General features: G+C 73.4%; 18 protein-coding genes. 9 read left to right on the top strand and 9 right to left on the bottom strand.

Features of this window, described 5'->3' with window-relative positions:
* Window positions 1-80 precede the first annotated feature (80 nt).
* On the top strand, window positions 81-1106 hold the full coding sequence (locus ACBJ32_RS35220) for a LacI family DNA-binding transcriptional regulator (RefSeq protein WP_375130430.1): 1026 nt from the start codon (window positions 81-83) through the stop codon (window positions 1104-1106).
* Here the strand turns inward: ACBJ32_RS35220 and ACBJ32_RS35215 are convergent.
* The 5 genes from ACBJ32_RS35215 to ACBJ32_RS35195 are packed head-to-tail and all read right to left on the bottom strand — an operon-like array spanning window position 1093 to window position 6448.
* On the bottom strand, window positions 1093-1947 hold the full coding sequence (locus ACBJ32_RS35215; protein ID WP_375130429.1) for an MBL fold metallo-hydrolase: 855 nt from the start codon (window positions 1945-1947) through the stop codon (window positions 1093-1095). The two genes, ACBJ32_RS35220 and ACBJ32_RS35215, sit on opposite strands and share 14 nt — an antisense overlap.
* Window positions 1944-2537, bottom strand: a complete 594-nt coding sequence (locus tag ACBJ32_RS35210; protein WP_375130428.1) for a DUF3159 domain-containing protein — start codon at window positions 2535-2537, stop codon at window positions 1944-1946. The genes ACBJ32_RS35215 and ACBJ32_RS35210 overlap by 4 nt, the downstream gene beginning before the upstream one ends.
* Entirely contained in the window at window positions 2530-4410 is a 1881-nt protein-coding gene (locus tag ACBJ32_RS35205) for a bifunctional 3-(3-hydroxy-phenyl)propionate/3-hydroxycinnamic acid hydroxylase (RefSeq protein ID WP_375130427.1), read from the bottom strand. Before ACBJ32_RS35205 ends, ACBJ32_RS35210 begins: the two co-directional genes overlap by 8 nt.
* Window positions 4407-5336 carry a fumarylacetoacetate hydrolase family protein gene (locus ACBJ32_RS35200; protein WP_375130426.1) on the bottom strand — a complete coding sequence of 310 codons (930 nt, stop codon included), beginning with the start codon at window positions 5334-5336 and terminating at the stop codon, window positions 4407-4409. The genes ACBJ32_RS35205 and ACBJ32_RS35200 overlap by 4 nt, the downstream gene beginning before the upstream one ends.
* Window positions 5333-6448: a VOC family protein gene (locus tag ACBJ32_RS35195; protein ID WP_375130425.1), complete on the bottom strand. Its 1116-nt coding sequence runs from the start codon at window positions 6446-6448 to the stop codon at window positions 5333-5335. The genes ACBJ32_RS35200 and ACBJ32_RS35195 overlap by 4 nt, the downstream gene beginning before the upstream one ends.
* An 87-nt stretch (window positions 6449-6535) precedes the next feature.
* Here ACBJ32_RS35195 and ACBJ32_RS35190 point away from each other — a divergent pair, with 87 nt between their 5' ends.
* Both ACBJ32_RS35190 and ACBJ32_RS35185 read left to right on the top strand, forming a co-directional pair.
* Complete coding sequence (locus ACBJ32_RS35190; RefSeq protein ID WP_375130424.1) at window positions 6536-7183, top strand: TetR/AcrR family transcriptional regulator; 648 nt, start codon at window positions 6536-6538, stop codon at window positions 7181-7183.
* A 67-nt stretch (window positions 7184-7250) separates the two neighbouring features.
* A complete protein-coding gene (locus tag ACBJ32_RS35185) occupies window positions 7251-7928 on the top strand; it encodes a hypothetical protein (RefSeq protein ID WP_375130423.1) in 678 nt (225 codons plus the stop codon).
* A gap of 102 nt (window positions 7929-8030) precedes the next feature.
* On the opposite strand, the gene ACBJ32_RS35180 is transcribed toward ACBJ32_RS35185, so the two are convergent.
* Entirely contained in the window at window positions 8031-8780 is a 750-nt protein-coding gene (locus ACBJ32_RS35180) for a sulfite exporter TauE/SafE family protein (protein ID WP_375130422.1), read from the bottom strand.
* Window positions 8781-9007: 227 nt separating this feature from the next.
* Between ACBJ32_RS35180 and ACBJ32_RS35175 the strand changes: the two genes are divergently transcribed.
* On the top strand, window positions 9008-11350 hold the full coding sequence (locus ACBJ32_RS35175; protein WP_375130421.1) for a glycoside hydrolase family 2 TIM barrel-domain containing protein: 2343 nt from the start codon (window positions 9008-9010) through the stop codon (window positions 11348-11350).
* On the opposite strand, the gene ACBJ32_RS35170 is transcribed toward ACBJ32_RS35175, so the two are convergent.
* On the bottom strand, window positions 11328-11582 hold the full coding sequence (locus tag ACBJ32_RS35170) for a hypothetical protein (protein ID WP_375130420.1): 255 nt from the start codon (window positions 11580-11582) through the stop codon (window positions 11328-11330). The two genes, ACBJ32_RS35175 and ACBJ32_RS35170, sit on opposite strands and share 23 nt — an antisense overlap.
* Between ACBJ32_RS35170 and ACBJ32_RS35165 the strand changes: the two genes are divergently transcribed.
* Complete coding sequence (locus ACBJ32_RS35165) at window positions 11581-13968, top strand: M20/M25/M40 family metallo-hydrolase (protein ID WP_375130419.1); 2388 nt, start codon at window positions 11581-11583, stop codon at window positions 13966-13968. The two genes, ACBJ32_RS35170 and ACBJ32_RS35165, sit on opposite strands and share 2 nt — an antisense overlap.
* Here ACBJ32_RS35165 and ACBJ32_RS35160 read toward each other — a convergent pair.
* Entirely contained in the window at window positions 13946-15427 is a 1482-nt protein-coding gene (locus ACBJ32_RS35160; RefSeq protein WP_375130418.1) for a long-chain fatty acid--CoA ligase, read from the bottom strand. The two genes, ACBJ32_RS35165 and ACBJ32_RS35160, sit on opposite strands and share 23 nt — an antisense overlap.
* Entirely contained in the window at window positions 15414-16757 is a 1344-nt protein-coding gene (locus tag ACBJ32_RS35155; protein WP_357882208.1) for a helix-turn-helix domain-containing protein, read from the bottom strand. The genes ACBJ32_RS35160 and ACBJ32_RS35155 overlap by 14 nt, the downstream gene beginning before the upstream one ends.
* 178 nt (window positions 16758-16935) lie before the next feature.
* Here ACBJ32_RS35155 and ACBJ32_RS35150 point away from each other — a divergent pair, with 178 nt between their 5' ends.
* From ACBJ32_RS35150 to ACBJ32_RS35135, 4 genes are read left to right on the top strand one after another with little or no spacing between them, the layout of a single operon-like run.
* Window positions 16936-17694 (top strand): ABC transporter ATP-binding protein, encoded by a 759-nt coding sequence (locus tag ACBJ32_RS35150; protein WP_375130417.1) that lies wholly within the window; start codon window positions 16936-16938, stop codon window positions 17692-17694.
* A complete protein-coding gene (locus ACBJ32_RS35145; RefSeq protein WP_375130416.1) occupies window positions 17691-18407 on the top strand; it encodes an ABC transporter ATP-binding protein in 717 nt (238 codons plus the stop codon). Before ACBJ32_RS35150 ends, ACBJ32_RS35145 begins: the two co-directional genes overlap by 4 nt.
* Window positions 18408-18411: 4 nt before the next feature.
* The gene (locus ACBJ32_RS35140) at window positions 18412-19293 is read left to right on the top strand and encodes a branched-chain amino acid ABC transporter permease (protein ID WP_375130415.1); all 882 of its coding nucleotides are present in this window, start codon (window positions 18412-18414) and stop codon (window positions 19291-19293) included.
* Window positions 19290-20285: a branched-chain amino acid ABC transporter permease gene (locus tag ACBJ32_RS35135; RefSeq protein WP_375130414.1), complete on the top strand. Its 996-nt coding sequence runs from the start codon at window positions 19290-19292 to the stop codon at window positions 20283-20285. The genes ACBJ32_RS35140 and ACBJ32_RS35135 overlap by 4 nt, the downstream gene beginning before the upstream one ends.
* The last annotated feature ends 4 nt before the right edge of the window (window positions 20286-20289 follow it).

Below are 20289 nucleotides of genomic sequence, written 5' to 3'. Positions count from 1 at the left end.
ATAATGCATACTCGTCTGCAACGATGCAAGGCCAGGTTTAGGATCTTCCCAAGAACGGCACCCGGAGGTATAGGAGACGCATGGCCGGTCCAACCCTGCGCGACGTCGCGAAACTGGCGAACGTGTCCATCCGTACGGTGTCCAACGTCGTCAACGGTTACGCGCCGGTCTCCGACGAGCTGCGGGCCCGGGTGCAGGTGGCGCTCGACGAGCTCGACTACCGCCCCAACCTCATCGCCCGCAACCTCAAACAGGGCCGCACGGGCATGATCGCCCTCGTGGTGCCCGAGCTGGACGTGCCGTACTTCGCCGAGCTGGCCCGCGAGGTGATCAAGGCCGCCCGCGCGCACGGCTACGTGGTGATGATCGACCAGACCGACGGCGACGGCGACAGGGAGCGCGAGCTGCTCGGGCGCGACTCGCGGGCCACGATGTTCGACGGCCTGCTGCTCAGCCCGCTGTCGGTCTCCGCCGAGGAGCTGCGCGCCCGGGGCAACCGCGTGCCGATCGTGCTGCTCGGCGAGCACATCTTCAACGGCAGCTTCCCCCACGTCGCCATCGACAACGTGGCCGCCGCCCGCGACGCCACCGCGCACCTGCTGGAGCTGGGCCGCCGCCGGGTGGCCGCCATCGGCGACCAGCCGTACGCGACGGGGGAGACGGCCCAGCTCCGCACCGCCGGCTACCGGCAGGCGCACGCCCGCGCCGGGCTGGACGTGGACGACGAGCTGATCGTGCCCACCGCGCACTTCCACCGGCGGCTGGGCGCCGCGGCCATGGAGCGGCTGCTGGCCCTGCCCGAGCCGCCCGACGCGGTGTTCTGCTACAACGACCTGCTCGCCCTGGGCGCGATCAGGGCGCTGACCAGGGCGGGCCGCCGCGTCCCCGACGACGTGGCCGTGGTCGGGCTGGACGACATCGAGGAGGGCCAGTACAGCACGCCCAGCCTGACGACGGTCGCCCCCGACAAGGGGGAGATCGCGCGGCGGGCGGTGGACACGCTGCTGGAGTCCATCCGGGGAGAGCTCGGCACGCCCCCCGAGATCGTGGTGCCCCACCGGCTCATCGTCCGGGAGAGCACCGCCGGGGAGGTCAGTCCACGGTGACGGACATCAGGTCCCGGCCCACGCTGACCCGGCCGCCGTAGCCGCCGGAGCGCACGTCGGCGACGAACTCCGCCTCTCCCGCCTCGTCGTCCGGCGCCGGGATCAGGTGGGTGAGCACGAGATGCCCGACCCCGGCGCGCCCGGCCAGGCCGCCGAGCGCCACCGTGTCGGCGTGGTAGGAGAAGATCTTCTCGAACGGCGTGCCCGCGATCGCCCCGCTCAGCGCCGTCGTCCTGCACGCCTCGTGCACCAGCACGTCCGCGCCCCGGCTCAGCTCCTCGACCTCCTCGCACACCCGCGTGTCACCCGAGATCACGACCGTGGCGTCCGGGGTCCTGACCCGGTACGCCACCGCGTCCGGCACCGGCTCGTGGTGCACCGCCACGGCCTCCACCGTGACGTCGCCGCCCCGCCACACCTCCTGCGGCGTGGCCTTCGCGGCGAACGTCCGCAGCCGCGCCTCGGGCGGCACCGCCTGCACGTGCTCCATGCGCAGCGCGATGTCGGCCGCGTACGGGTCCAGCATGCGATCCACGAAGCCGGCCGCCTCGCCCTCCGGCACGTGCACCTCCAGCGGGCCCGTCCGCCACACGTGGTCCTGGATCCACCGGCCCATCACCACGTCCGGCAGGCCGATCACGTGGTCGCTGTGCACGTGCGTGACGAACAGCGCGCTCAGCTCGTGCAGGCCCGTGCCCGCCTCGGTCAGGCGCAGCACCGTCGCACGGCCCGCGTCGAACTGCAGGGCCGTCTCGCCGTACCTGACCAGCACGCCCGCCCCGGCGCGGCCGGGCGAAGGGATCGGCACGCCGGTGCCGGTCAGGGTCACGGTGGTCGTCATGAACGTACTCCTCGGGTCAGTCGGCGGTAGCCGGCCCACATCAGGGCCACCATCAACACGTGCAGGGGGATCTCGACCAGCAGCTTGAACGCGCCCATGGCCACGGCCCTGTCGGCCAGGTACAGGCGCGCCTGGTTGGCCACGAGCGCGCCCTCGCCGAGCATCCAGCCGAGGTTCACGATCGTGTACGCCCGCAGCCGCACCGGGTCGCGGCGCCAGCCGTGGCCGCGCCCGGTCAGCACCCCGGCCGCCACGGCGACCGGCGGCAGGCGGAGCAGCAGCAGGATCGGGGTCACGGCCACGACCGTGCCCCGGATGACCAAGACGGGCAGGAAGAAGTCGGTCGCCTCGCCGGACAGCGCGGCGATCGCCGCCGCGCCCGCCGCCAGCCCGAAACCGCCGATCGCGGGCAGGAGGCTGTGGGCGTGCGTGAACCGGTAGACCGCCACCCCCGCCGCCAGGCACAGGGCCACGGTCAGGGCCAGGGGGAGGCGCTGGGTGGTGGCGTAGACGAGGGTGAAGCCGAGCACGGGGGCCGCCGTCTCGACGACGTGCAGGCCCGCGCGGCGAAGCAGGGCGAGGTCACTCATGGGTCTCCAGGAGGTCGAGGGGAACGGCGCCCGGGGTGCCGGCGCGGTCGGCGGCGCGGAGGGTATTCGGGGTGTCGGTGGCGCGGGCGGTGCGCGTCGGCGGCAGGAGGGGCAACCACGCGGCGGCGTCGCGGGCGATCGCCGCTCCGACCGGCCCCGGCCGGCTCGGGAAGGGCGCGGCGGCCAGGACGACGCGGTCCGGCCGCACCAGCACGGCCGCCGCCCGCGCGTCCCGCAACCACCGTTCGAGCGTCCCGTCGGCGACCACGACCGCCGTGTCACCCGCGCACACGCCACCAGCACCGCCGGCGCCACCCGCGCCCCCAGCCTGGCGCGTGCCACCCGCGCCATCAGCGCGGCCGGCGCCACCCGCGAGGGGCGGCCGGCGCACGTGGACGACGACCGCTCGCAGGCGGCGTGCCAGGGCGGCCAGGTCCTCGTGGAGCGGGCCGAGGGTGAGGACGGCGAAGGAGTCGCCGAGCAGGTCGTCGAGCCGGACCAGCCGCTCGCCCGCATCCCCGCGCGCCTCCACCCACGGCTGCGGCGCCAGCGTCCCGGGAAGCCCGGCCACGCCCCGGACGAGCGGCCCGGCGCGCAGGCGGGGCGACGTGCCGCGGACCGCCAGGGCGTGGGCGGCGGGTAGGCGCCCGGCCCGGGTGAGCAGCAGCCGCCGCACGGACGCGCCCCGCTCCCGCCCGCCCGTCATCGCCCGCCCGATCGTGACGGCTAGCCGGACGGTCCGGGTGACGTGCGGCGCCCGCTCGGCCTCGTACGTGTCCAGCAGCCGCTCGGAGCCACCCTCCGACAGCACGAGCGCCAGCTTCCAGGCGAGGTTGGCCGCGTCCCGCAGCCCGGCGCCCATGCCCTGCCCGATGAACGGCGGCGTCAGATGCGCGGCGTCACCGAGCAGGAACACCCGCCCGCGCCGCCACCGATCCGCCACCTGCGCCCGGAAGGTGTAGGCGGCCTGCCGCAACACCGTCAGCCTCTCCAGGGGCACGCCCGCCACCCACGGCCCGAGCAGCCCAGCCAGCCGCTCGGGCCGGGTCAGCTCGGCCTCCGTCTCCCCCTCCCGCATCCGGAACTCCCACCGGTACCGCTCCGGCCCGATCCGCATGAACGTGGCCGCCCGCTCCGGATCGCACACCTGGTACGTGCCGTCCCAGACGTCCAGCGGCTCCGCGCACCGCACGTCCACCACCAGCCACCGGTCGGCGAACCCCAGGTCACGCATGCGTGCCCCGATGCCCCGCCGGATCAGGCTGTTGGCCCCGTCGCAGCCGAGCACGGCGTGCGCCCACACCTCCCGCGCCCGCCCGCCGCCGGCGTCACGCAGCAGGACACGCACCGGAGCGGGCCCCCGCACCTCCTGCTCGACCCGTACGACCTCGGTCGACGGCAGCAGCTCCACCTCCGGGCGGCGGGAGAGGTTCGCCCGCAGCAGGGACTCCAGGTCCGGCTGGTCGAACATGTTCGCCTGCGGCCACCCGTGCCGCCCGGCCCCGCGATCCCGCCGGAACTCGGCGATCGTGCGCAGCCCGGCGTCCACCAGCCGCATGCCCGCCCCGGGCGTGCTGACCGCCGTGAACTCCTCGGCCACGTCCATCCGCTGCAGGATGCGGTGCACCTCGTCGTCGAGATGCACCGCCCGCGGCAGCGGGTACACGCCGGGATGCGGATCGACGACGAGGCTGCGCACCCCGTACCCGGCCAGCAGCGTGGCGGCCGCCACCCCGGTCGGCCCGGCCCCGGCGACGAGAACAGGAACGGTCTCGACGCCCGCCTCCCCCACGGTCTCGCCGCGCGCCTCCGGCACGGTTCCGATGCGCGCCTCCGGCACGGTTCCGATGCGCGCCTCCGGCACGACGTTCACGCGTACTCCACGAGTGTGCGCTGGCAGCCGAGGTCGATGGCGCCGTCGCCGGTGGAGATGCGCGCGCTGACCACGTCGCCCGCCCGGAGGTAGGCGGGCACCCGGGCCTGCCGGTCGAAGAAGATCTTCCACTTCAGCTCGGGCGGCAGCAGCGCCCCGATGCGCTCGACCACCGCGGGCGGAGCCTTGAGCGCCGTGCCGCCGGGCGTGCCGGTCAGCAGCACGTCGCCGGGGCTGAGCGCCTGGAACCTGGCCAGCTCGGTCAGCGCCGCCGCCGGCCGGGCGATCATGTCCGCCACGGTACGGTCCTGCCGCGGCACCTGGTTGACCGACAGCCGCAGCCGCAGGTCCACCAGCCGGCCGAACTCCTCCCGGTCCAGCAGCACCAGCCGCGGCCCCAGCGGCGTGAACGTCGGGTACGACTTGCTCTCGTAGAACTGCCCCTTGGCGAGCTGCACGTCCCTGGCCGACACGTCGTTGGCGACCACCAGCCCGGCCACGTAGCCGGGCAGCGAGGCCTCCGTCACGCTCGTCCCCACCGGCAGCTCGGCCCCCATGACCAGGCCCAGCTCGATCTCGTAGTCGAGCAGCCGCACGTGCCGCGGCTTGACGATCGGGTCGTACGGGCCCGCCACCGACCCGGACGCCTTGCGGAAGAACGTGATCGGCACCCGCCCCGGATCGAACCCGGAGTCCTGGGCGTGCGAGCGGTAGTTCACCATCTGGGCCACCACCCGGCAGGGCGTCGTGACCGGGGAGCGCAGCTCCAGCTCCTCGACCGGCACGCCCTCCTCGGCGGGGGCCAGGACGGCGGCCCGGTCGGCGAGCAGCTCGGCCGTGGTCCGCGCGGCCGTGTCCACCGCGTGGGCCAGCCCGTCGCGCTCGACCCACCAGCCCTGCTCGGTACGCAGTACGTTGACGCTCACGCTCTCATCGCTTTCATCAGGCCCAGCAGGCGGGCGGCGTCGATCTCGTTGTCCTCGCGCAGCGCCGTGAAGACCGTGCGCAGCAGCTCGGGAGAGGGGTTCGTGCCGAGGAAGTCGCGGGTGACCGGCGGCCCCCACTGGGCCAGGCCGCCGGCGGACATCGGCGCCCACCCCGGCTCCACCGTGCAGTCGAACAGGTCCCCGTCGGCGAAGTGCTCCACCATCAGCCGGTCGGGGTCGCGCCAGTAGTCGAAGATCTGGCTCCCCTGGATGTGCCGCCCGATGCCCCACACCCGCCGGTAGCCGCGCCCGGCCAGGTACTCGCCGCCCGCGGCCACCGCGTCCAGGTCCGCCACCTGGTACGCCGAGTGCACGTACCCGACGCCGGGCCCGAGGTGCATGGCGAGGGTGTGGTGGTCGGCCGGCACGCCGCCCCGGTCGCAGCGCACGAACGCCATGGTGGGGCCCCGGTCGCGCTGCCCGTCCAGGAAGAGGAAGTCGCTGACGATCATGCCGAGCGTGTCCAGGTACCAGCCGAGCGCCCGCTCGAACCACCTGGTCTCCAGCACGACGTGACCCAGCCGCTGCACCCGCGCCGGCTCGCGTGCCGGGCGCTGCGTGGCGTTGATCCGGGGCCGGGCGTCGCCGACGTTCATCGGCACCGGCCGCTGGCCGGACATCGGCGGCAGCTCGGCCACGCCGTGCACGACGCGTACCGGGAAGCCGCTGGGATCGCGCAGCTCCACCACCCGCCCGCCGCCGGGATCGCCCAGCTCCCGCACGTCGGAGCCGGTGGCGCGGGCGAGCCTGGACAGGTCACCGGGCGTCGCGGCCAGGAACGCGGGGCCCACGAAGCGCGATCCCGGCCCCTTCCTGATCACCAGGCAGTGGGTGCCCGGCAGGGTGCCGCGCAGGTACAGCGCGTCCCGCGTCCGGCGGGCCACCGCGAAGCCGAAGTCGAGGGCGAACGTCTCGGCCCGGTCGAGGTCGGTCTTCTCGAACTCCAGCCAGGCCAGGTCCACCACCTTGATCACCGGATCCCGTGACCGGCCGGGATGCTCGCCCCGCAGCGGCCCGCGCTCGCTGTGCAGGTTCTCGTGTGCGCTTCCCATCACCACCCCCATGTTGATTGGACGCTCATTAGTGATGAAATCATCAGAAATGAGGGAAGCCTCTGTCAAGTCGGTATGCTGAAGAACGTGAAACCGGATCAGCGGCCCGCGTCACGGCTGGAGCGGCGCAAGACGCGCACCAGGCAGGCGCTCATCGACGCGGCCAGGGAGTTCCTCGCGCGGCAGGGTGTGGCGGAGGTGAGCATCCAGGAGCTCACCGAGGCGGCCGACGTCGGGTTCGGCTCCTTCTACAACCATTTCGGCAGCAAGGACGAGCTGTTCCAGGCCGCCATCACCGACGTGCTGGAGGAGCACGGGCAGTTCCTCGACCGGCTCACCGCCGGCCTCGACGACCCGGCCGAGGTCTTCGCCGCCTCCGTACGGCTGACCGGCCGCATGGTCGACACCCACCCGCAGATGGCCCGCATCCTGAGCCGTACCGGGCTGCAGTACCTCGACTCCGACGTGGGCCTGGCCCCGCGCGCGCTGCGCGACATCCGCAAGGGCATCGAGGCGGGCCGCTTCCACGTCGCCAACCCGATCGTCGCCCTGGCCGGCGCCGGCGGCTCGCTGCTCGGCTTCCTGCAGCTCCGGCTGTCGCAGCCCGGCCTGGTGGACGAGGACGCCTGCGACGAGCTGGCCGAGCAGGTGCTGCGCATGTTCGGCATGGACCGCGAGGCCGCACGCGACGTGGCGCACCGGCCGCTGCCCGGGGGTGGTGCGGGCACTACCTGAGGCTCTCGCCGTAGCGCCCGTGTGCGGGCGTCCGGCCGTCGCTTGGATGATCGGTATGAACCAGGAGATGCCAGGACGCTGGGTCGAGGGCGCCGGTGCGGTGCTGGGCCCCCTGCTGCTCGCCGCCGGGGTGCTCGCCCGCGTGGGCGACGACGACTTCTTCCCCGGCCAGCTCGCCGCGTTCGCCGCCGACCCGGGACGGCTGGCCTGGTCCTACGGCCTGTACGCGGCCGGGATCGTGCTGCTGTGGCCCGCCGTGACCGCGCTGGGCCGGCGCATCGGGCCGTCCGCGTGGGCGCGGTGGGGCGTCACGCTGGTCGTGATCGGGCTGTTCGGGCGGGTGTTCCACGCCGGGGTCAGCCACCTGGCGTTCCAGCTCGTGGACGTGCTCGGGCTGGAGGCCGCGCAGCGGGCGGTCGAGGGGACGTACGGCGCCTTCCACGTGTTCAAGGCGACCAACGTCTGCATCATGGGCGGCTGGATCGTGCTGGCCGTCGGCGCCTACCGGGCCAAGGCGCTGGGCCTGGTCAGGAGCGTGGCACTGGCGCTGGCGGCGGCGCTGCCGCTGGGCGTGCTCAAGGGCAGCACGGACCCGGTCGCGCTGGTGGCGCTGGCCGGGCTGGTCGTCGCGCTGGTGCCGCTCGGCGTCACGGTGCTCGGGGACGGGCCCGCGCCGCGGTGGTGGGCGGCGGGGCTGGCGGTCGCGTTCGTGCCGGTCGCGTTCCTCCTGGGTCTGGCGGGTTAGGCGAACGTGGGAGAGCAGCGCCGGCACTTCCGCGACGAGGTACGGCCAGTCGAACAGCTCCAGGGCGCCGGAGCAGCCGCAGAGGAATCACGGCGCAATCCCTCAGTCGGTGAGGAGCTTCACCATCGCCACCACGCCGATGCACACGATCACGCCGCGCAGGATCGGGGCAGGCAGCCTGCGGCCCAGCCGCGCGCCGAGGAACCCGCCCGCCATCGAGCCCGTCGCCACCAGCAGCACCGCCGTCCAGTCCACGTCGGCGACGAGCGCGTACAGGATGGCGGCCGTGCCGTTGACCAGCACGACGAGCACGTTCTTGGCAGCGTTGACGCGCTGCAGCTCCTCGTCGATGAGGATGCCCATCAGGCCGATGAGCAGGATGCCCTGCCCGGCGCCGAAGTAGCCGCCGTACGCGCCGGCCGCCAGCGCGCCCAGCCAGAGCCAGGGGCCGCCGTGCGCGCGCCGGGGCCGGTCGGCCAGCGCGCGGCTGAGCCGGGGCTGGATCACGACCAGCGCGCTGGAGATCGCGATGAGCACGACCACGACCGCGGTGAACGTGCTCTCCGGCAGGTTGAGCAGCAGCAACCCGCCCGTCAGCGCGCCGGCCACGGACGCGGGCGCCAGCCGGAGCAGCCGGTCGCGCTGGCCCTTCAGCTCCTCGCGGTAACCCGCGACACCGGTCAGCCCGCCGGGGACCAGCCCGATGTTGTTGGAGACGTTGGCCGTGATCGGCGGCAGGCCCACCGCGAGCAGCGTGGGGAACGTGATCAGCGATCCGGACCCGACGACGGTGTTGATGGCCCCGCCCGCGACGCCGGCCGCGAGCACCGCGACCATCTCCCAAGGTGTCATGCTGTGCGACTCTAGGGCATGTCTTACCTCGTAAGACGAATCGTACCGCTATGTGAGAACAGGGCCGCCGCTCTCCCCGGCCGCGAGCCGGGCCGTCGCGTCCTGGCACGAGGCGGAGGACGGCTTCCTTTCTTAACCGTTACATAAGGGCAGGAGGGGATGTTGACCTCCTGTGTGGCCCAGCCTTACAGTCTGGCTGGCTTACCCGGTTTAGTTGGGAGTATCACGTGTACTGTGCGTTGCACGACGGCTGGACCCTGCGAGCAGACGGTGAGACCCCGCACGGGCCCGCCGCGATCCCGGCCGCCGTGCCGGGCAGCGTGCACACCGACCTGCTCGCCGCGGGGCTGATCGAGGACCCCTACCGCGACGACAACGAGACCCGGCTCGGCTGGATCGGCCGCACGGACTGGATCTACGAGACCGCCTTCGACTGGCACGACGACGGCCACGAGCGCACCGACCTCGTCTGCGAGGGCCTCGACACCGTCGCGACCGTCCGGCTGAACGGGCACGAGCTGGGCGGCACCGCCAACATGCACCGCACCTACCGGTTCCCGGTGCGCGAGCTGCTGCGCGCGGGCGGCAACCGGCTGGAGGTGCGCTTCCGCGCGCCCTACGGCTACGCCGAGGAGCAGCAGGCCCTGCACGGGGAGCGGCCGGGGCCGTACGACGAGCCGTACGCGTTCATCCGCAAGATGGCCTGCAACTTCGGCTGGGACTGGGGGCCGACGCTGGTGACCAGCGGCATCTGGCGGCCCATCGGCCTGAGCTCCTGGTCCGGCGCCCGCCTGGCCGAGGTGCGCCCGCTGGTACGCGGCGACGGCGTGGACGTGCACGTACGCGTCGAGCGCACCGGGGACGCGCCGGTCACCGTCACCGCCGACGTGGCGGGCGTCAGCGTCGAGACCAAGCTGGAGCAGGGCCGGAGCGAGGCCGTGCTGCGCCTGGACGTGCCGCACGCCGAGCGGTGGTGGCCGCGCGGGCACGGCGCGCAGCCGCTCTACGCCCTCACCGTGCGCGCCGGCTCGGACGAGTGGCGGCGCGAGATCGGCTTCCGCACGGTCGAGCTGGACATCGACGCCTTCCGCCTGGTCGTCAACGGCAAGCCGGTGTTCGTGCGCGGCTTCAACTGGATCCCCGACGACTGCTTTCCCGCCAGGGTCACCCCCGCCCGCCTGGCCGAGCGCTTCGAGCAGGCCGTCGGCACCGGCGCCAACGCGCTGCGCGTGTGGGGCGGCGGCGTGTACGAGTCGGAGGAGTTCTACGGCCTGGCCGACCGCCTTGGCCTGATGGTCTGGCAGGACTTCCCGTTCGCCTGCTCGGCCTACCCCGAGGAGGAGCCGTTCCGCTCGGAGGTGGCGGCCGAGGCACGCGACAACGTGGCCCGCCTGTCCGCCCACCCCAGCCTGGTGCTGTGGTGCGGCAACAACGAGAGCATCGAGGGGCACCAGCACTGGGACTGGCGCGAGCCGCTGGGCGGCAGGAGCTGGGGCGCCGGGTTCTACTACGACCTGCTGCCGTCGGTCGTCGCCGAGCTGGACCCCACGCGGCCGTACTGGCCCGGCAGCCCGTACTCCGGCGCGCCCGACCGCGACGTGCGCGACCCCTCGACCGGGACCGTGCACATCTGGACCGTGTGGGGCGGCGACCTCGGCTACCAGCACTACGCCGACTACACGCCGCGCTTCGTGGCCGAGTTCGGCTACCAGGGGCCGCCGGCGTACGCCACGCTGCGCGCCGCCTCCTCCGACGAGCCGCTCACGCCGGACTCCTCGCACCAGAAGGCCCCCGGGGGGCAGGCCAAGCTGCTGAAGGGGCTGCGCGGGCACCTGCCGGAGCCGGGGACGTTCGACGACTGGCACTACTGGACGCAGCTCAACCAGGCCCGCGCGATGGCGTTCGGGGTGCAGCGGTTCAGGGCGCTGATGCCGTACTGCATGGGCACGGTCGTCTGGCAGCTCAACGACTGCTGGCCGGTCACGTCCTGGGCCGCCGTGGACGGCGCGGGCCGCAGGAAGCCCCTCTGGTACGCGCTGCGCCGCTCGTTCGCCGACCGGCTGATCACCCGGCTCGGCACCGAGGTCGTGCTGGTCAACGACACGGACGAGGAGTGGGCCGGCACGCTGGAGCTGGCCGCGCTCGACCTGTCGGGCCAGGCCCTGGCCGGGCGCGAGGAGCCGGTCACCGTGCCCGCCCGCGCGACCGTGCGCGTCAGCCCGCCCGAGGACCCGGGCGCCCGGCTGCTGACGGCCGGGCTGGGAGGCGAGCGGGTGGTGTTCGCGCTGGCCGAGGACCCGGACATGGGGTATCCGCGGGCCCGGGCCGCCGCCTTCACGGAACGGGAGCCGGGCGGGTACGCCGTCACCGTCACCGCCGGGACCGTCCTGCGCGACCTGGCGATCTTCCCCGACCGGCTCGACCCGGACGCCGGCGTGGACGACCAGCTCGTCACGCTGCTGCCGGGGGAGAGCGTGACCTTCCACGTCACGACGGACAAGGAGCTGGACCCGGCGGCGCTCACCTCGTACCCGGTGCTGCGCTGCGTCAACGACCGCCTGTTCCTGTAGCGGTCTCGGCGGCCTCGGCCAGGGCGTCCCTGGCCGAGGCCTGGCCGACCAGCACCGCCTGCACCACCGGCGTGGTCCTGCCTGTGGACGGCGGGCTGCCGATCGCCTCCCCGGCCGCCTGGCTCCGCCCCGACCTGCGCGCCCGCTTCCTGACCTGAGGAAAACCGCAGCCCGATCCGGGCACGCTCATCATTCCGGCGGCCGGGCCGGGAAACCTAGCGTTCCCTGTCATGAAGGGAAAGTTGTTCGACGTCCCCCGCCGCACGCTGGCAGGGGTTTCGGCCTTGCTGGCGCTGGCCGCCGTGATCGTGCTGACCGCCATGTCCAACAGCACCATGCAGCCGCTGCCCGCCTCGGCTCCGGCCACGCAGTTCAGCGCCGAGCGGGCCTTGAGACACCTGGAGGCGTTCGCCACCCGGCCCCGCCCCATCGGCAGCCAGGCCGGCGCGCAGGCCAGGGACTACCTGGCCGGGCAGTTGCGCGCGGCGGGGCTGGACGTGCGGGTGCAGCGGGCCGTGGGGGCGAACTCCTCGACGGGGCTGGCGGCGTTCGGGCAGGTGCACAACGTCGTGGCCACCCGCCGCGGCACCGATCCGACCGGGACGGTGGTGATCGCCGCGCACTACGACTCCGCCGCGATGGGCCCCGGCGCGTCGGACGACGCCGCGGCCGTGGCGGCGATGCTGGAGAGCGTACGGGCGCTGGGTGACACGAAGCTCCGCAACGATCTGGTGTTCCTGATGACGGACGGCGAGGAGGACGGCGTGCTCGGCGCCGAGGCGTTCGTCAGGGAGCATCCGCTCGGCGGCAAGGGCGGCGTGCTGCTGAACTGGGAGGCGCGCGGGGTCAGCGGGCCGTCGCTGATGTTCGAGACGTCGCGGGACAACGCCGGGCTGGTCGGGACGTTCGCAAGCGCCGTGCCGTACCCGCGGGGCGACTCCATGATGGTCGAGCTCTACCGGCTGCTGCCGAACAACACCGACTTCACGCCGATGACCGCGGCCGGGTTCACCGGCATGAACTTCGCCTACATCCAGGAGTCCTCGCGCTACCACACGGCCGACGACTCGCTCGCCCACCTGAACAGGGGCAGCCTCCAGCACCACGGGACGAACATGCTGGCCCTGGCCCGCACGCTCGGCGGCGCCGACCTGCCCGCGCTGGCCGCCGACCACGACGTCACCTACTTCCGGCTCTTCGGAATCATGATCACCTATCCGAACGCTCTGGTGTGGCCGCTGGCCGGGCTCGCCGTGGCCGCGGTGGCCGGGCTGGGGCTGGTGGCGTGGCGGCGGCGGGTGGCCGGGCCGGTGCGGATGGTGGCCGGCGCGCTCTCGGCGGCCGTGCCGGTCGCGCTGGCGGTGGTGCTGGCGCAGGGGTTGTGGGAGGTGCTGGTGGCCATGCGGCCCGACTACTACGGGATGGGCGGGCTGCTGCACCGGCCCGACGCCTTCCGCGCGGCCGTCGCGGTGCTGGCCGGGCTGGCGGTGCTGGGCTGGTACTTGGTGCTGCGGCGCTGGGCCGGGCCTGCCGCGGCGGCCGTCGGGGCGCTGGCCTGGCCGGCGCTGCTGGGCGTGGTGTGCGCGCAGGTCGCGCCGGGCGCCTCGTTCATGTTCGCGCTGCCCGCGCTGTGCGCCGCGCTCGGCGGCCTGGCCGCGCTGCTGCTTCGTCGTACGGTCTGGCGCGTGGTGGCGCTGACGGCCGGGCTCTTGGCGGGGGCGGCGTTGCTGCCCGGGCTGGCGCTGGCGGCGTTCGACGGGATGGGGCTGGCGCTCGGCGGGGTGAGCGCGGCGGTGCTGGCGCTGTTCGCGCTGACCGCGCTGCCGGCCGTCGAGCTGTGGCTGCCGGAGCCGCAGCGGCCGGTCGGGCGGCCGGTGGCGTTCGGCGTGCCGCTGGCCGCCGCCGCCCTCGCGGTGGCGCTGGTGCCCGCCGGGCTGGCGCTGGACGGCTTCGACGCGGCCAACCCGAGGCGCACGCACCTGGCGTACGTGATGGACGCCGACACCGGGACGGCCGGTTGGGTCAGCGCCGACCTCGACCCGTCCGACTGGACGAAGAGGTACGTCTCGGGCCGCGACACCGCGTTCCTGCCGCCCGGCTACGCCCGCGGCGACCTGTGGACCGGCCGCGCGCCGGCGGTGGACGTGGACGGGCCGCGGGTCCGCGTGCTGCGCAAGGACGGCGACACCTACCGGCTGCGGGTCACCGCGGGCCGGGGCGCGCGCTCGCTCACGCTCCGCGTCGAGCGGCCGATCGTCGAGGCGACCGCGAAGGCCGAGGGCATGCGGGCCGTGACCGTGCCCGTCACCGGTACCCGCGCGAACACCTGGCCGGGCGAAGTGCGCTTCCGCGGGATCCCGGCGGGCGGCGCGGAGATCACCATACGGGTGGCGGGCGAGGCAAGGACGGCGGGCGAAGCAAGGACGGCGGGCGAGGCCGGTGCCACGGGTACGGGCGAGGCCGGCGCGACGGGCGCGGGCGAGCTCAGGGTGACGGCGATCGGCGAGCGGGACGGGTTCGCGGCCGTGCCGGGGTTCACGCCGATGCCGCCGGGGCTGGTGGCCGCCACCCGCGAGGACGGCGGCCTGGTCGCGATCACCCGTACGTACCGGCTCTGAGCCGGGGCAGGGCCCGCTTGAGGATCTTGCCGGTGGGGCTCATCGGCAGCTCGTCCACGAACGACAGGTGACGGGGATACTTGTACGCCGCCACCCGCTCCCGTACGAAGTCGCGCAGCTCCTCGCCGGTCACCGGCGCGCGCAGGGCCACCACGGCCTCGATCTCCTCGCCCAGCCCGGGGTGCGGCACGCCGAACACGGCCGCCTGCCGCACCGCCGGGTGCTCGTAGAGCACCTCCTCGACCTCGCGCGGGTAGACGGTGTAGCCGCCGCGGATGATCACGTCGCGGCGGCGGTCCACCAGGAAGAAGTAGCCGTCGCCGTCCACCCGCCCGAGGTCGCCGGTGTGGAACCAGCCGTCGCGGATCACCTCGGCCGTGGCCGCAGGGTCGTTCCAGTACCCTTTCATCACGTTGGGGCCGCGCACCACGATCTCGCCGATCTCGCCGGCGGGCAGCTCGCGCCCGTCGTCGTCGACGACCTTCATCTCGACGCCCCTGATGGGCCAGCCGATCGAGCCCGGCCTGCGGTGCGAGCCGCCCCGGTTGGTCGCGGCGACGGGGGAGGTCTCGCTGAGCCCGTACCCCTCGACGATCTCGCAGCCGAACCTGGCCTCGTACGCCCGCAGCACGTCCAGCGGCAGCGCGGCCCCGCCGGAGGCGCAGACCCGCAGCATCGACATGTCGGAGGCGCCGGGATGGTCGAGCAGCGCGATGAACATGGTCGGCACGCCCTGGAAGACCGTCACCCCGTCCCGCCGGATGACCTCCAGGGCCCGTCCCGCGTCGAAGCGGCCCAGCAGGGTCAGCCGGGCGCCCGCGTGCACGGTCGCGTTGAGCGAGCAGGTCTGGCCGAAGGTGTGGTAGAGCGGCAGCGCGCCGAGCACCACGTCGTCCACGCCGAGCGCGTGCATGCGGGCCACGGTGGCGGCGTTGCCGCCCAGGTTGGCGTGGGTGAGCTCGATGCCCTTGGGACGGCCGGTGGTGCCGGAGGTGTAGTGGACGACCGCGGTGTCGTCGGCCTCCATGTCGGCGATCTCGCGCTCGGCCGCGACACCCCTCAGCAGCCGCCTGAACTCCCCCGGCACGACGAAGAAGCAGTCGGTGCCCGCCGAACCCGCCTCCGCCGTCTCGGCGAAGGCGTGCCAGGCGATCAGCAGCCGCGCCCCGCAGTCCCCCAGGTAGGCGGCGATCTCGCGCCGCTTCAGCAGCGGGTCCAGCGGGACCACCACGGCCCCGACCCGCAGCACCCCGTAGTAGACGACGCCGAACTCCGGCACGTTCGGCAACATGATCGCGACCCGGTCGCCCGGGCCGATCCCGCGGCACCGCAGCAGGCCCGCCAGGCGGGCGCTCAGCTCGTCGAGGGTGCCGTAGGTGAGCTGCGCCTCGTCCAGCGTGAGAACCGCTCTGCCGCCGAGCCGGGCAGCGGCGGTGTGGAGCCGGTCAGCGAGGTTCATGGAATGACCGTACGTCCGAGATCCCACGGCTCTCATTGGTCGCGGCGGCCAGTCTTTCCCGCCCGGCATTGGTGGGCAGGGCATCATGCAGCGCGATGGCGACGAGCAACTCCACCAGATCGTTGATGGAGCGCAGGCTGCGTCCGGTGCGCTCCTGGATCCGGCGCATGCGGTACTGCGCGGTGTTCGGGTGGATCTGGAGGCGCTCCGCGGCGGTCCGCAGGTTCAGGTCCGCCGCGGCGAACGCCCTGATCGTGGCCGTCAGCACGCCGCCGCGTGCACGGTCCTCCGACAGCAGGGACGTGATGCGCGGATCGACCAGGTTGCGGGCGGTCTCGTCGGCCTTGAGCGCCAGGTACTGGAAGGGCGTGATCCTGGGCAGCGCCGCCACGCCGCCCTCCTCGGGCACGAAGTCCAGCACGGCCCTGGCCTCCTGGTAGGCCTGCGGGATCTGCGCGGCTCCCGCCGCGACGGTGCTGACGCCCATGGCCAGCCTGACCCCCTCGACGGCCAGGCTCTCCACCACGCCCTGCAGCCGGTCGCACAGCTCCTCGGGCCCCGTGCCGGGGCCGAGCACGGGGATGGCGACGATCTCCGACCGGCGCACGACCGACAGCGTACGGGTGCCGTTCCCGGCGATCCTGGCGATGGCCGCGCACGCCGAATGCCTGGCGTCCTCGGGATCGGCCGCCGGCCCGGCCAGCACCGCGGTCACCACGAGCACCGGCGTGCGCACGTCCGGGCCCAGGCCGTGCGCCTGCGCCGCGGCCACCTCCCTGCCCCGCGTCGGCGCGCACCCGGCCAGCAGCGTCTCCAGCAGGTCGCGGGTCTCGCGCACCGCCTCCGCCGCCGCGTACTGCTGGAACTCCATGTACGCGTTCGCCGCGTGCGTGCTGGCGAAGTCGCAGTACCGCATCAGCGGGGTCGCCAGCGACAGCGCCGCCTCGCGCCCGGCGTAGGTGTGCCCGGCCCGCTCGACCACGGCCTCCCAGAACACCTGCTGCCCGACCCGGAAGGCGTTGATGTAGTCGGCCAGCGCCACGCCCGCCCTGGCCCGGCGCATGGCGGCGCGCCGGGTGAACGAGATGTCCTCGAACGTCACGGTCCGGTCCTCCAGGAGCACGCCCAGCTTGGCCCGGTAGTGCTTGACCACCTGGTCCCGCACGTCGGCGTGGAAGGCCGGGCCCTGGGCGTCGTAGGCGGGGATCTCCTCCCGCATCGTCGTGACCGCGACGTCGGCCAGCTCCTGGAGGTCGCCGAGCAACCCGGACAGGATGCGTGTGCGTTCCGCGCGTACGGCGGCTTCCACGGTGCTCGAACCAGTGGACATGCCGGGATGATCCATGGCCATTGCCGCACGGTCAACGGGTTGTAACCGGTATGAGACCCAGCCTGTGCTCAGAGGACAACTCGCCAGAAACATCTTGGGTCACCGTGCCCAATGCGGCCCTTGACGAGCGGCTCCTACGCTGAGCCCAACTTCAGAACATTGTTCTCCAGGAGGCCGGATGCTGGAGGTACACGATCTTACCGTTCGCTTCGGCGGCATCACCGCGCTGGACGGCGTGGGGTTCGGGGTGGCGGGCGGCGAGATGGTGGGGCTCATCGGGCCGAACGGCGCCGGCAAGACCACCCTGTTCAACTGCCTGACCCGCCGCTACACCCCGCAGTCCGGGACGATCACGTACGAGGGCGAGGACCTGATCGCCGTGGCGCCGCACGCCATCGTCGGGCTCGGCATCGCCAGGACCTTCCAGAACCTGGGCCTGTTCCCCCGCCTGTCCGTACGTGACAACGTGCTGGTCGGCGCGCACCACAGGGGCCGCGCCGGCTTCTTCTCCGCCGGGCTGCGGCTGCCGGGGGTCAGCCGCGAGGAACGCGCGCTGCGCGCCGAGGCCGACGCCGTCCTGGAACGGCTGGGGCTGACCCAGGTGGCCGCGCACCCGGCGACCGGGCTGCCGTTCGGCACCCTCAAACGGGTCGAGCTCGCCCGCGCCCTCATCGCCCGCCCCCGGCTGCTGCTCCTCGACGAGCCGGTGAACGGGCTGAACGCGGCGGAGGTGGAGGAGTTCGCGGGCACGCTGGAGTCGATCCGCGCCGAGTACGGCCTGACGATCATCGTGGTCGAGCACCACATGGGGTTCGTCATGGGCATCTGCGAGCGCATCGTCTGCCTCGACTTCGGCCGCAAGATCGCCGAAGGCCCGCCCGAAGAGGTCCAGCGCGACCCGGCCGTGATCGAGGCCTACCTGGGGACGGCGGCATGAGCGCTGACCTGGTGGTGGAGAACCTGGTGGCCGGCTACGGCGACGCGCAGGTGCTGCACGGGGTGGGCTTCACCGTCCGCGAGGGCGAGGTCTGCGCGATCCTCGGCCCCAACGGCGCCGGCAAGACCACGCTGCTGCGCGCCCTGTCCGGCATGGTCAGGACGCGCGGCACGGTCACGCTCGGCGGCGTCGCCCTGACCGGCCGCTCGCCCGACGCCGTCACCCGGCTCGGCGTCGCCCACGTGCCCGAGGGGCGCGGCACGTTCATGCCGCTGACCGTCGAGGAGAACCTCCGGCTCGGCGCGTACGTGCGGCGCGGCCCGGCCGTGAACGAGGACCTCGAACGCGTCTACCAGTACTTCCCGGTCCTGAAGAAGCGGCTCAAGCAGGCCGCGGGCAGCCTCAGCGGCGGCGAGCAGCAGATGCTGGCCCTCGGCCGGGCCCTCATGCTGCGCCCCCGGGTGCTGCTGCTCGACGAGCCGTCGCTGGGCCTGGCCCCGCTCGTCACCCGGGAGCTGTTCCGCATCGTCCAGACCATCAACGAAGAGGAGCAGACCACCGTGGTCGTCGTCGAGCAGAACGCCCATCTCGCCCTGGGCGTCGCCCAGCAGGCGCACGTCCTGGAGACCGGGCGGATCGTGCTGTCGGGCACGGCCGAGGAGATCCGGGCCGACGAGCAGGTCGCCCAGTCCTACCTCGGGTACCGGGTGTAGCGCGATGGCCGGATTCCTGCAGCAGGTCGTCGAGGGGCTCGGCGCGGGCGCCATCTACGCCAGCCTGGCGCTGGCCCTGGTGCTGATCTACCAGTTCACCGGGATCGTCAACTTCGCCCAGGGCGAGCTGGCCATGTTCTCCACCTACATCGCCTGGCAGTGCGTGGCCGCCGGCATGCCGTTCTGGCTGGCGCTGGTGGTGACGCTGGTGGTGTCGTTCGCCGGCGGGATGCTCATCGAACGGGTCATCATCAGGCCGGTCGAGGGCGCGCCCGAGCTGACCATCGTGATCGTCACCGTCGGGCTGTTCATCTTCGTCAACGCCGCCGCCGGATGGATCTGGACGTTCCTCATCAAGGACTTCCCGAACCCGGTCCCCGGCGGCGCGCTGGAGGCGGTGGGGATCAGCGTGAGCTTCTCCACGCTGGGCGTGCTCGGCGTGGTGGCGCTGGTCATGGGGCTGCTGTACCTGCTCTTCCAGTACACCAAGATCGGCCTCGGCATGCGCGCCGTGGCCACGAACCCCGCCTCCGCCCGGCTGGTCGGCATCCGCGTGGGCCGCACGCTCGCGCTCGGCTGGGGCCTGGCCGCCACCGTGGGCGCCGTGTCCGGGGTGCTCGTGGCGCCGCTGCTGTTCCTGGAGCCCAACATGATGGGCGGCGTCCTCATCTACGCCTTCGCCGCCGCCACGCTCGGCGGCTTCGACAGCCCGCTCGGCGCGGTCACGGGCGGGCTGATCGTGGGCGTCGCCGAGACGCTCGCCGGGGCCTACGTCGGCTTCATCGGGTCCGACCTCAAGGTGGGGGTGCCGCTGGTGATCATCCTCGGCGTGCTGCTGCTGCGGCCCCAGGGGCTCTTCGGACGGGCGGCGGTGGAGCGGGCATGAGCACGACGAAAGTGCAGGCCAAGCCGGTGCCCGTACGGGAGCGGCGCAAGCTCGACCGGCGGTGGGCGGGGCTCGGCCTGCTCCTGGCCGCCGCGATCTACGCGCCCTTCCAGCTCGTCCCCTTCCACGTCTTCCAGCTCACGATGGTGCTGGTGTACGCGGTGGCGCTGCTCGGGCTCAACCTCCTCGTCGGCCACGCGGGGCAGATCTCCCTCGGTCACGGCGCCTTCTTCGCCGTGGGCGCGTACGCCGCCGCCATCCTCATGGACCGGTGGGCGCTGCCGTACCCGCTGACCCTGCCCCTCGCGGCGGCGGTGGCGTTCGTGCTCGGCCTCGCGCTCGGCGTGCCGGCCATGCGGCTGCGCGGCCTGTACCTGGCGCTCGTGACGCTCGCCATCGCGATCTTCCTCGTCCCGCTGCTGAAGCGGTTCGAGGAGCTGACCGGCGGCTCCATGGGCCTGACGCTGGTCAAGCCCGCGCCGCCCGCGTGGAGCGGGCTGGCCGAGGACCAGTGGCTGTACTTCCTCACGCTGGCCGTCACCGTCGTGGCGTTCCTGCTGGCCGCCTCGCTGCTGCGCTCGCGGGTGGGCCGGGCGCTGCACGCCGTCAGGGACAACGAGACCGCGGCCGAGGTCATGGGGGTGCGGCTGTCGTTCTACAAGACGCTCGCGTTCGCCTGGAGCGCCATGTTCGCCGGCGCGGCGGGGTGTGTCTACACGTGGGTGATCGGGTTCGTCTCACCGGACTCCTTCACCGTGAACCTGTCGATCACCCTGCTGGCCGGCCTGGTCGTCGGCGGGCTCGGCTCGCTGTCCGGACCCGTGCTCGGCGGGTTGTTCGTCATGTTCGTGCCGAGCATCTCTCAGGACGTCAACGACGCGGCGCCCGGCGTCATCTTCGGCCTGCTGATCATCGCGGTGATGTACGTGGCCCCCACGGGGCTGGCCGGCCTGGCCGGGCGCTTGATCAAGAAGATTCCCCGGAAGGAGTAAGAGG

The sequence above is a fragment of the Nonomuraea sp. GTA35 genome (assembly GCF_041950525.1).
Classification (GTDB): Bacteria; Actinomycetota; Actinomycetes; order Streptosporangiales; family Streptosporangiaceae; genus Nonomuraea.
This window is presented reverse-complemented; position numbering and strand designations above follow the sequence as displayed.